This is a genomic window from Pseudomonas sp. XP2 (assembly GCF_053557975.1).
On sequence record NZ_JBNRIK010000002.1, the window covers coordinates 164099 to 175868 of the forward strand.

10 protein-coding genes are annotated in these 11770 nt (G+C 61.2%); 4 read left to right on the forward strand and 6 right to left on the reverse strand.

Features of this window, described 5'->3' with window-relative positions:
- Window positions 1-209: 209 nt before the first annotated feature.
- From ACK1VC_RS03610 to zwf, 5 genes are all read right to left on the reverse strand, one after another.
- Complete coding sequence (locus tag ACK1VC_RS03610; RefSeq protein ID WP_016489874.1) at window positions 210-617, reverse strand: SMI1/KNR4 family protein; 408 nt, start codon at window positions 615-617, stop codon at window positions 210-212.
- 114 nt (window positions 618-731) lie between these two features.
- Window positions 732-1580 carry a Tim44 domain-containing protein gene (locus ACK1VC_RS03615; RefSeq protein ID WP_016489873.1) on the reverse strand — a complete coding sequence of 283 codons (849 nt, stop codon included), beginning with the start codon at window positions 1578-1580 and terminating at the stop codon, window positions 732-734.
- Window positions 1581-1712: 132 nt separating this feature from the next.
- Window positions 1713-3899, reverse strand: coding sequence for a DNA helicase II (uvrD, locus tag ACK1VC_RS03620; protein WP_019470257.1), 2187 nt, complete (start codon window positions 3897-3899; stop codon window positions 1713-1715).
- Between the two features lie 166 nt (window positions 3900-4065).
- The gene (locus tag ACK1VC_RS03625) at window positions 4066-4368 is read right to left on the reverse strand and encodes a hypothetical protein (RefSeq protein ID WP_016489871.1); all 303 of its coding nucleotides are present in this window, start codon (window positions 4366-4368) and stop codon (window positions 4066-4068) included.
- Window positions 4369-4456: 88 nt separating this feature from the next.
- The gene (gene zwf / locus ACK1VC_RS03630) at window positions 4457-5899 is read right to left on the reverse strand and encodes a glucose-6-phosphate dehydrogenase (RefSeq protein ID WP_016489870.1); all 1443 of its coding nucleotides are present in this window, start codon (window positions 5897-5899) and stop codon (window positions 4457-4459) included.
- A 103-nt stretch (window positions 5900-6002) separates the two neighbouring features.
- Between zwf and hexR the strand changes: the two genes are divergently transcribed.
- Entirely contained in the window at window positions 6003-6869 is an 867-nt protein-coding gene (hexR, locus tag ACK1VC_RS03635; protein ID WP_016489869.1) for a transcriptional regulator HexR, read from the forward strand.
- Between the two features lie 210 nt (window positions 6870-7079).
- Window positions 7080-7298 (forward strand): PA3496 family putative envelope integrity protein, encoded by a 219-nt coding sequence (locus tag ACK1VC_RS03640; protein WP_080641095.1) that lies wholly within the window; start codon window positions 7080-7082, stop codon window positions 7296-7298.
- On the opposite strand, the gene ACK1VC_RS03645 is transcribed toward ACK1VC_RS03640, so the two are convergent.
- Window positions 7240-8202, reverse strand: coding sequence for a LysR family transcriptional regulator (locus tag ACK1VC_RS03645; RefSeq protein ID WP_016489868.1), 963 nt, complete (start codon window positions 8200-8202; stop codon window positions 7240-7242). The genes ACK1VC_RS03640 and ACK1VC_RS03645 overlap by 59 nt on opposite strands.
- 190 nt (window positions 8203-8392) lie before the next feature.
- Between ACK1VC_RS03645 and ACK1VC_RS03650 the strand changes: the two genes are divergently transcribed.
- Together ACK1VC_RS03650 and oadA are read left to right on the forward strand one after the other, a co-directional pair.
- A complete protein-coding gene (locus ACK1VC_RS03650) occupies window positions 8393-9808 on the forward strand; it encodes an acetyl-CoA carboxylase biotin carboxylase subunit (RefSeq protein WP_016489867.1) in 1416 nt (471 codons plus the stop codon).
- Between the two features lie 11 nt (window positions 9809-9819).
- Window positions 9820-11628 (forward strand): sodium-extruding oxaloacetate decarboxylase subunit alpha, encoded by a 1809-nt coding sequence (gene oadA, locus ACK1VC_RS03655; protein ID WP_191087114.1) that lies wholly within the window; start codon window positions 9820-9822, stop codon window positions 11626-11628.
- The last annotated feature ends 142 nt before the right edge of the window (window positions 11629-11770 follow it).

An 11770-nucleotide genomic window follows, 5' to 3' on the forward strand; every position in this document is an offset into this window, starting at 1 on the left:
CTCCCTGAGCAAGATTTCATCGTCGTTCGCGGGGACTGAGCGGTAGCAATGTCGCCAGGCGCAGAAAGCCTGGCGATTCTAGCCACATTGATGGCACCGGGCCGTAAACTTCCTGTGCCTGTACCGGCCTCTACCCGGGCTTGCCCGCTTCCACAGGTACCCCACAGGAGCTGGAGGCGATGGTGTTCCTGTGGGGGCAGAGATTGAAATCAGCTCTCCAGCCAGACATCCCGCGCCCAGTGCCACACTGATTCCCAACTGTCTTCACCGGCAATTTCCTCTTCGGCGTCCCACAGCACCACGGTGCCGTCTTCTTCGACGCAGTAGTAGTTGTCGCCGTCCTGGCACAGCGGAATCAGGTCACGCGGCACGCCGGCGTCCCAGGCGTTGGCGGCAACGTCAGGCAGGTAGGTGTGCGATTGTGGGTCGGTGACGGTTACCGGCTCCAGCGAGCCATACACCACGTCGCTGACGGTCAGTAGAAACTCTTTGAACACGAACGGTATGTTGATGAACAGCTCTTCTTCGATTTCGACCAGCTGGTCCTCGTCGGGAAGCTCAAGGGGCACCGGCACTGGCTGATTGGCTTCACGGAGTTGTTCGATCACTTCTTCCACGGTTCACTTCCTCTGACCTAGATGACAACGCTGCGCGTTATACCCTAGTAGGCCACTCTGGCAAAAGCAAAAACCCCGGGACAGGCCCGGGGTTTTTTATGTAGCACGCAGCGGTTAGCCGTTTTGACGGATACCGGCCACCAGCCAAGGCTGGTTCTCGCCTGGGGCGCGAACCATGTGCCAGCTTTCGCTGAACACTTCGCCCTGGTCGAAGCGCGAGGTTTTCGACACGCCGCGGAAGGTCAAGGTGGCGTCCGTGCGGTCGGCGCGGTCGTCGATACCGTCCAGCTGTACTTCGAGGTTGTCGATGTAGGTGGCCTGGAAGCCGTCACCCAGCTCAGCACGCTCACGCTTGAGGAACTCGAGCATTTGCGGGGTAACGAACTCGCTGATCTTGTCCATTTCGTTGGCATCCCAGTGCTGCTGCAGCGACTGGAAGTGGTTACGGGCGGCAGCCAGGAAGCTTTGCTCGTTGAACCAGGCCGGGGCGTTGATCACCGGAGCGGCGGCAGGTGCGGCCGAACCACCAAAGACGGATGGCTGTGCTGGCTGGTTGTGGGCTTCACGCTGCATCGGCGCATGGCCTGGCATAGCCATTTGCGGCTGCTGCTGGCGGCGGCGGGCTGCAATGAAGCGGAACACCAGGAAGGCGATGAGCGCCACGATCAGGAAGTCCATGATCTGGAAACCTTCGAAACCGTCGCCCATGAACATGGACGCCAGCAGTCCACCGGCGGCCAGGCCGGCCAGTGGGCCCAACCAGCGCGAAGCACCGCTGGCGGCAGCCGGGGCACGGCCAGGTGCGGTCGGTGCGGCTGCAGGCGTGGTTGGCGTGGCTTGGCGGGTCTGGTGGATAGGCGCGGAGCCCGAGCTCTTGCCGCCGCCGAAACGTTTGGCGTTGGCGTCCAGGCTCAGCGTCAGGCCGACGCAGAGCGCCAGTGCGATGCTAAGAAAACGTTGCATAAGTGGGATATCCCCTGTTGTGGATTGCACGCGCGTCATGTTGCACAGGTTCCCGTGCACATGACCAGTGACATAGTGTTTCGAGCTTTTGCCTGAATGTTACAAGGCCGCCCGGCAGAGCGGCCCAGTACATCAGATGGCTTCGAGCTTCGCATACCCCAGCATCAGCCACTTGCTGCCTTCGGCAAAATTCACTTGTACCCGTGCCTGGGCGCCCGAACCCTCGAAGTTGAGGATCACGCCTTCGCCAAACACCGCATGTTGCACGCGCTGGCCGAGGTTGAACGCCGTCTGTGGAATATTGGCATTGGCAAACAGGTTACTGTTGGTGGCCGTCTTGGCCCCACTGAACGGGCGACTGACGCTGTTGGACAGACGCACCTCCTGAATAAGGCCTGCGGGAATTTCACGTACGAAACGCGACACCTTATTGTAGGTTTCGCTGCCATACAGGCGACGTGTTTCGGCGTAGGTCATGACCAGCTGGCGCATAGCCCGTGTAATTCCCACATAGGCCAGGCGGCGCTCCTCTTCCAGACGGCCGGGTTCTTCCAGGCTCATCTTGTGCGGGAACAGGCCTTCTTCCATGCCCACCAGGAACACATACGGGAACTCCAGGCCTTTGGCGCTGTGCAAGGTCATCAGCTGGACGCTGTCTTCATGCTCATCGGCCTGGGTATCGCCGGCTTCCAGCGAGGCATGGCCGAGGAAGGCCGAAAGCGGCGAGAGATCGGCGTCTTCGTCGGTGGACTCGAAGTTGCGCGCCGCGCTGACCAGTTCCTCGAGGTTTTCTACCCGTGCCTGGCCCTTTTCACCCTTTTCTTCCTGGTGATAGGTGATCAGCCCGGACTGTTCGATGGTGGTCTGGGTCATGGTATGCAGCGGCATGTCCGTGACCTTCGTGGCCAACCCCTCGATCAGCTCGATGAAGGCACCCAGAGCGCTGGCGGCGCGGCCTTTCAGCGCCTTGGCAGCCAGCAGCTGGCACATGGCTTCCCACATCGACACCTGGCTGTGGCGGGCATGCTCGCGGATGGCTTCGACGGTTTTCTCGCCAATGCCGCGTGGCGGCACGTTGATCACCCGCTCCAGGGCCGCATCGTTGCCACGCCCTTCGATCAGCCGCAGGTAAGCCATGGCGTTCTTGATTTCGGCGCGCTCGAAGAAGCGCTGGCCACCATAGATACGGTACGGGATACGCTCGCGCAGCAGGGCCTCTTCCAGCACCCGCGATTGGGCGTTGGAACGGTAGAGAATGGCGATTTCGTTACGCGCATTGCCCTGCTTGACCAGGCTTTCGATGGTTTCCACCACGTAGCGCGCTTCGTCGTGCTCGTTGTAGGCCGCGTACAGCGTCAGCGGTTCGCCTTCACCCATGTCAGTCCACAGTTCCTTGCCCAGGCGCCCGCTGTTGTTGACGATCAGGGCGTTGGCAGCCTTGAGGATGCCGCCGGTGGAGCGGTAGTTCTGCTCCAGGCGGATCATTTCGGCGTCGGGGAAGTCGGCGGTGTACTGGTGAATGTTCTCGATTTTGGCGCCGCGCCAGCCGTAGATCGACTGGTCGTCGTCGCCCACCGCCATCAGGCTGGCACCACCGCGCGCCAGCAGGCGCAGCCAGGCGTACTGCACGGCGTTGGTGTCCTGGAACTCGTCTACCAGTACATGCTGGAAGCGCCGCTGGTAGTGCTCAAGCAGGCCCGGGTGGTCGCGCCACAGGTCCAGTGCACGCAGCAACAGTTCGGAGAAGTCGATGACCCCCGCGCGCTCACAGGCCTGTTCGTAGGCGGTATACACCTCGCGCATGGTCGCCAGGAACAGGTCGCCCCCCGCCTGTATATGCTGCGGGCGCAGGCCTTCATCCTTCTGCCCGTTGATGAACCACTGGGCCTGGCGTGCCGGCCACTTCTGCTCGTCCAGCCCCAGTTCGCGCATGACCCGCTTGATCAGGCGCTGCTGGTCATCGCTGTCGAGGATCTGGAAGTTCTGCACCAGCCGTGCTTCCTGCCAGTGGGCCCGCAGCAGGCGATGGGCCAGCCCGTGGAAGGTACCGACCCACATGCCTGCCGGGTTGATCCCCAGCAGTTGCTCGATCCGATGGCGCATTTCTGCCGCAGCCTTGTTGGTGAACGTCACCGACAGGATTGAGTGCGGCGATGCTTGTTCCACCTGGATCAGCCAGGCGATGCGATGCACCAGCACGCGGGTTTTACCGGAGCCGGCGCCAGCAAGCACCAGTTGACGCCCGAGCTTGGCCGCGACGGCCTGGCGTTGAGCATCGTTGAGGGAGTTCAGCAGGAGGGAGAGGTCATCTGTGTGCATCGGGCCATTCTAGGGCGGGGCAAGTGCCGGGTAAATGGTACTGTATAAATAATCACCCTCTTACGCTGCCGTTCATCAGTGCAGCCCGGTTGCAGCAGTGGGCCGGCCGAACCTGATCACGTCCTCGTTCTGCCGGCCTGGTGCTTAAGGCGCTACTCAGGGGGTCTCAGTCGATGGTCACGATTTTCAGCCTGCCCTCGCAGCCCTGGATTTCCAGGTCGGTCCAGGGGCTGATGCCCGCTTGCTCGTAGGCAACCGGCTTGGTCGTCATCACAGCCATGGAGGGGGAGTCAGGCTCAATCAGATCAAGACGAAGCACTTCCCAACCGCCGCGGTGGCGGGGGGATGGGGTGCTCAGTACCGGTTCGATTCCTGGATTGGCGACCGTTACGGTGCCGAACACGCGAAACGCCTCCTTGCCGGGGCGCTTGTCGTTGATTGCTACGAAGTTGTCGATGTCGATTGTCATGATTTGAGCCTCTGATGAAAGATGGGGTGCCTCGCGGGGCACGCACCACTTTCATATCGCGCAGGCCAGACTGAAATCGGGAACGGCTTCAGCTATGCCAGGCTCTTCCGCGGTGGGCCAGCAGGCTGTTGGCCTGCTCCGGACCGTTGTTGCCAGCCGGATAGTGGCGTGGCGCCTGGAAGTGTTCTTCCCAGCCCTTGAGGATCGGGTCGATCCAGGCCCAGGCCGCTTCCACTTCGTCACGCCGCATGAACAGCGTGGAATCGCCCTCCAGGATATCCAGCAGCAGGCGTTCGTAAGCGTCCCAGCGGCGGGTCTGGCCGAACACCTGCGCCAGGTTGAGGTTCAGGTCCACCGGCTCCAGCCGCATACCTTTGCCTGGGCTCTTGGTCATCATGCGCAGGCTGATGCGCTCATCTGGTTGCAACTGGATCAACAGTTGGTTGACCTGACCACCGCTGAACAGCTCGTGGGGTACAGGCTTGAACTGAATGACGATCTGCGACGAACGCCGTGCCATGCGTTTGCCCGTGCGCAGGTAGAAGGGCACACCTGCCCAGCGCCAGTTGTCGATGTGCGCTTCGATGGCCACGAAGGTTTCTGTATCACTGTCGTTGTCGACGTCCTTTTCGAAGTAATAGGCAGGCACCTCCTGGCCGCCGATGTGTCCGGCACCGTACTGACCGCGCACGGTCTTGTCCTGCACGTCCTGGCCGGTGATCGGTTTGAGGGCCCGCAGTATCTTCACTTTTTCGTCGCGCACCGCTTCAGCCTCGAACTGCGCAGGCGGCTCCATGGCCACCAGGCACAACAGCTGCAGCAGGTGGTTCTGCAGCATGTCGCGGGTTGCCCCAGCACGGTCGTAATAGGCGCCGCGGTTCTCTACCCCGAGGGTCTCGCAAACGCTGATCTGGACGTGGTCGACCTGATTGTTGCGCCACACCGGCTCCAGCAGGGCATTGGCGAAGCGCAGGGCCATCAGGTTCTGCACGGTTTCCTTGCCCAGGTAGTGGTCGATGCGAAAGACCTGGTTTTCGTCGAACACTGCGCCAATCGCTTGGTTGATGGCGGTGGCCGAGGCCAGCGAGTGGCCAATCGGTTTTTCCAGCACGATACGCGCTTCGGGGTCGGCCAGGCCGGCGTTGCGCAGGTGGTTGGCAATTGGCACGAACAGGTTGGGAGCGGTGGCCAGGTAGAAGATGCGCGTCAGCCCGCCGGGCTCGCCCAGGTAGCGTGCCAGGCGGCCGAAGTCGGCACTTTGCGAAGCATCCATGGCGAAATAGTCCAACCGGGCGGAAAACCGCTGCCAGACCTCTTCGTCGAAGTCACTGCGGGCAATTTGTGCCCGGCAGTGGCGTTCGGCGAGCTTGAGGTAGTCGTTACGTGGCAGGTTGCGCCGCGCCAGCGCGATGATGCGCACAGCATTGTTCAGGCGGGCCTCGCGGAACAGGTGGTAGAGCGCGGGAAGCAACTTGTGCAGCGCCAGATCGCCGGTGCCACCGAACACCAGAATGTCGCAAGGAATAGTCAAACCGCCACTCTCCACGTTCGTTTAACTGGGCGGGTTGGCGTCCATGTAGTATAACTACAAGAAAGCTACAACCCGGCCAGCCGATCATAACCGAGTCCAGCCCGTGAATCTGTTGCAACACATTGCCCAATCGCGCCACTTGCTGCGCAAATCGGAACTCAAAGTGGCCGACCACGTGCTGCTCGACCCGGCTGCGGTCATGCACAGCTCCATGGCCGACCTGGCGCACAGCGTGGGTATCAGTGAACCGACCATCGTGCGTTTCTGCCGGGCAATCGGTTGCTCGGGGTTCCAGGACCTGAAATTGAAGCTGGCGCAGAGCCTGGCCGCCGGGGCCAGTTTTGGCCAGTTCGCGATCCATGAAGATGACTCGGTTGCCGACTACAGCCTGAAGATTTTCGACACCACCCTGCACACGCTGATGGAAGTGCGCGAGCACCTCGACCCGCATGCGCTGCAACAGGCCGTGAGCGCCATGGCCCAGGCGCAACGCGTGGAGTTCTATGGCTTTGGCGCATCCGGCGCGGTAGCGGCGGATGCCCAGCACAAGTTCTTCCGCCTGCTGCTCAGTGCGGCCGCGTATTCCGACCCGCACATGCAGGCGATGTCCGCGGTTACCTTGAGGCCTGGGGATGTGGCGGTGTGCATTTCCCAGTCGGGCCGTTCCAAGGACCTGCTGATTACCGCCAATCTGGTGCGTGAGAGCGGTGCCAACCTTATTACCTTGTGCCCAAGCCAGACGCCGTTGGCCGAGCTGTCGACCGTGAACCTGGCAATCGACGTGCATGAGGACACCGAAATCTACACCCCGCTGACCTCGCGTATCGCCCACCTGGTGGTGATCGATGTGCTGGCCATGGGCGTGGCCATGGCGCGCGGCCCGAGCCTGGTCAACCACCTGAAGAGCGTAAAGCGCAGCTTGCGCAGCCTGCGTTTGTCGCCCAAGTCGATCAAGGCTACAGACGACTGAATCCAACCTGTAGCGGCCTCTTCGCCGGCTTGCCCGCTCCCACAGCAATTGCACCGATTAAAAAGTTGCACAGTACCTGTGGGAGCGGGCGAGCCCGCGAAGAGGCCGCTACAGGCAGTAAAAATTCACGATTCTGTCACCATCCCACAGCCAAACCGTAAACCTTCAAGGCCAGTCTGAAAGTCCCGCATCCTATCTGGGAGACAGGCAATGGCACGTGACCACGACGGTATCTACCAACCCAACGCCAAGGCTCGCAAGCAGCAGGAAAAGGATCAGCGCCGCATGGAATACCGCCGCGCGATCGAGACCTATTGCGACCAACGTCAACTGCTGCGCGAGCTGGTGGACTACCCCGAGTTGCAAGCACTTACAGTGTGGCAGTCTTCAGTGGCAACTTCCCCGAAAAACGCTCAACAAGCGCACTGATCAGCGCACGTTCGCTGCGGATGAACGCCAGAAACGCCAAGGCCACCGGCGACTGCCGCTTGGCCTTGGCCTGCACCACGCACCAACTGCGGTACAGCGGCAGCTCTTCTACCGGTAACTCTTTCAGTGCGCCTGTGGCCAGTTCCAGATTGACCGCATGGCGAGTCAGCAGGGCAATCCCCAGGCCGGCGATCACACACTCGCACTGGGCATCGGCCGAGGCCACTTCCAGGGTCTGGGTGAAATGCACGCGCTTGTCCTTGAAGTACTCCTCGCAGGCCTTGCGTGTGCCTGAACCCTGCTCGCGTACCAGCAAGGTATGAGGCTCCAGGTCTTGCAGGCGCAATTGCTCCAGCTTGCACAGCGGATGCTCAGGCGGCGCCACTGCGATGATCGGGTTGTTGAGGAACGGCAGAAATTCCAGGCCCATGTCCTGCGGCACCATCGACATGATGATCAGGTCGTCGCGGTTGTCCGAAAGGCGGCGGATGGCTTGGGCGCGATTGACCACCGTCAGGGTCAGATTGACCTCCGGGTGACGTTGCTTGAAGGCGGCGAACAGGTGTGGCACGAAGTACTTGGCGCTGGACTCGATCGCCAGTTTCAGCTGCCCTTGCAGTGAGCCCTGCATGTCCGACAGCTGCATGTCCAGGCTCTCGAGGCGGCCGAATATATCGCGGCTGGCACGTTGCAGCGCCTCGGCCGCTTCGGTCAGGTACAGCTTCTTGCCCACGTACTCGAACAACGGCTGCCCAATCAGCTCTTCGAGCTGACGAATCTGTAGACTAACGGCGGGTTGCGTCAGGGACATTTCTTCCGCTGCACGGCTGTACGAACGCAAATCACACACCTCATTGAAGATCTGCAATTGACGCAAAGTCATACGCATCAAGGACTTACGCATTTATAACCCGCCCTTCGGCAATACCTTGTTACCGCACTATAAGCTTTTGCTAATACTGCATCTAACAAATATTGATTTTTGTTTATCAACCTACAGCGCTAGGGTGAATACGCGACTGGCCAGCAACGCCTGGTCACGCGCCGACCGGTAGAACCGGCTCGACTGTTCCTACGGCTTTGGGAAGACTCCAGTGATAAAAAAAATCCTGATCGCCAACCGAGGTGAAATCGCAGTTCGGATCGTGCGTGCCTGCGCCGAGATGGGCATACGCTCGGTAGCGATCTATTCCGACGCCGACCGGCATGCCTTGCACGTCAAGCGCGCCGACGAAGCACACAGCATTGGCGCCGAGCCGCTGGCCGGGTACCTGAACCCGCGCAAGCTGGTGAACCTGGCTGTGGAAACCGGCTGTGATGCCCTGCACCCGGGCTATGGTTTCCTATCGGAAAACGCTGAACTGGCAGAGATCTGCGCTGAACGCGGGATCAAGTTCATCGGCCCGGCCGCCGACGTCATTCGCCGCATGGGCGACAAGACCGAAGCGCGCCGCACCATGATCGCCGCTGGTGTGCCGGTAACCCCGGGTACCGAAGGCAACGTTGCCGATATTCATGAAGCCCTGAGCGAAGGTGAGCGCATCGGTTACCCGGTGATGCTCAAGGCCACCTCCGGTGGTGGCGGCCGCGGTATTCGCCGTTGCAACAGCCGCGAAGAGCTGGAGCAGAACTTCCCGCGAGTGATTTCCGAAGCCACCAAAGCCTTTGGTTCGGCCGAAGTGTTCCTGGAAAAGTGCATCGTCAACCCCAAGCACATCGAGGCACAGATCCTCGGTGACAGCTTCGGCAACGTGGTGCACCTGTTCGAGCGTGACTGCTCTATCCAGCGCCGTAACCAGAAGCTCATCGAAATTGCCCCAAGCCCACAGCTCACACCCGAGCAGCGCGCCTACATCGGCGACCTGGCGGTGCGTGCGGCCAAGGCGGTGAACTACGAGAACGCCGGTACCGTGGAGTTCCTGCTCGCCGATGGCGAGGTGTACTTCATGGAAATGAACACCCGGGTGCAGGTGGAACACACCATCACCGAGGAAATCACCGGTATCGACATTGTCCGTGAGCAGATTCGCATCGCCTCGGGCTTGCCGCTGTCGGTCAAGCAAGAAGACATCCAGCACCGCGGTTACGCGCTGCAGTTCCGCATCAACGCCGAAGACCCGAAGAACAACTTCCTGCCCAGCTTCGGCAAGATCACTCGTTACTACGCCCCCGGTGGCCCGGGCGTGCGTACCGATACAGCGATCTACACCGGCTACACCATTCCGCCGTTCTACGACTCCATGTGCCTGAAACTGGTGGTGTGGGCGTTGACCTGGGAAGAGGCCATGGACCGCGGCCTGCGAGCCTTGGACGACATGCGTGTGCAAGGGGTGAAGACCACTGCCGCCTATTACCAGGAAATTCTGCGCAACCCGGAATTCCGTAGCGGGCAGTTCAATACCAGCTTCGTCGAAAGCCACCCTGAACTGACCAACTACTCGATCAAGCGCAAACCCGAAGAGCTGGCCTTGGCCATCGCCGCCGCCATCGCCGCCCACGCAGGCCTGTGAGGAAACCTATAATGTCCAAGAAAATTCACGTAACCGACACGATCCTGCGCGACGCCCACCAGTCCCTGCTGGCCACCCGCATGCGTACCGAAGACATGCTGCCGATCTGCGACAAGCTCGACAAAGTCGGCTACTGGTCGCTGGAAGTCTGGGGTGGCGCCACCTTCGACGCGTGCGTGCGCTTCCTCAAGGAAGACCCGTGGGAGCGCCTGCGCAAGTTGCGCGCAGCCCTGCCCAACACCCGCCTGCAAATGCTGCTGCGCGGCCAGAACCTGCTGGGTTACCGCCACTACAGCGACGACGTGGTCAAAGCCTTCGTCGCCAAGGCAGCGGTCAATGGCATTGATGTGTTCCGTATCTTCGACGCCATGAACGACGTGCGTAACCTGCGCGTGGCCATCGAAGCGGTCAAGGCTGCCGGCAAGCATGCCCAGGGGACCATCGCCTATACCACCAGCCCGGTGCACACCATCGAGGCCTTCGTGAACCAGGCCAAGCAGATGGAAGCCATGGGTTGCGACTCGGTGGCGATCAAGGACATGGCCGGCCTGCTGACCCCGTTCGCCACGGGTGAACTGGTCAAGGCGCTGAAGGCTGAGCAGTCGCTGCCGGTGTTCATCCACTCCCACGATACCGCCGGCCTGGCCGCCATGTGCCAGCTCAAGGCTGTGGAAAACGGCGCCGATCATATTGACACCGCCATCTCCAGCTTCGCCTGGGGCACCAGCCACCCGGGTACCGAGTCGATGGTTGCTGCGCTCAAGGGCAGCGAATTCGATACCGGCCTGGACCTGGAGCTGCTGCAGGAAATCGGCTTGTACTTCTACGCCGTGCGCAAGAAGTACCACCAGTTCGAAAGCGAATTCACCGCCGTGGACACCCGCGTGCAGGTCAACCAGGTGCCCGGTGGCATGATTTCCAACCTGGCCAACCAGCTCAAGGAACAGGGCGCGCTCAACCGCATGAACGAAGTGCTGGCCGAAATCCCGCGTGTGCGTGAAGACCTCGGCTTCCCGCCGCTGGTGACGCCGACCTCGCAGATCGTCGGCACCCAGGCGTTCTTCAACGTGCTGGCTGGCGAGCGCTACAAGACCATCACCAACGAGGTGAAGCTGTACCTGCAAGGCGGTTACGGCAAGGCCCCGGGTGTGGTCAACGAGCAGCTGCGCCGCCAGGCGATCGGCAGCGAGGAAGTGATCGATGTGCGCCCGGCCGACCTGCTGAAGCCAGAGATGACCAAGCTGCGTAACGACATCGGCGCCTTGGCCCGCTGTGCAGAAGACGTGCTTACCTTCGCCATGTTCCCGGATATTGGCCGCAAGTTCCTCGAAGAACGCGAAGCCGGCACCCTCACTCCGGAAGCCCTGTTGCCAATTCCAGAAGCTGGCGCCGTTTCTGCTCCAGGCGGTGAAGGGGTACCGACCGAGTTCGTCATCGACGTGCACGGCGAAACCTACCGCGTCGACATCACCGGGGTGGGTGTTAAGGCCGAAGGCAAGCGCCACTTCTACCTGTCTATCGACGGCATGCCGGAAGAAGTGGTGTTCGAGCCACTCAACGAGTTCGTCGGTGGCGGCGGTAGCAAGCGCAAGCAAGCCACCGATCCAGGTCACGTCACCACCACTATGCCGGGCAACATCGTTGATGTACTGGTCAAGGAAGGGGACGTGGTCAAGGCTGGCCAGGCCGTGCTGATCACCGAAGCCATGAAGATGGAAACCGAAGTGCAGGCGGCCATTGCTGGGAAGGTCGTGGCCATCCACGTGGCCAAGGGCGATCGCGTGACGCCGGGTGAGATCCTGATCGAGATCGAGGGCTGAGATAAGCCCTCATCTACAAGCGGTTAACCTCTGGGGAGCGGATGCTCCCCTTTTTTTGTGCTGTATTTGCCGGCCTCATCGCGGGACAAGCCCGCTCCCACAGGTTTACCCCTGCACTTGAGGGCAGTGCAGTACCTGTGGG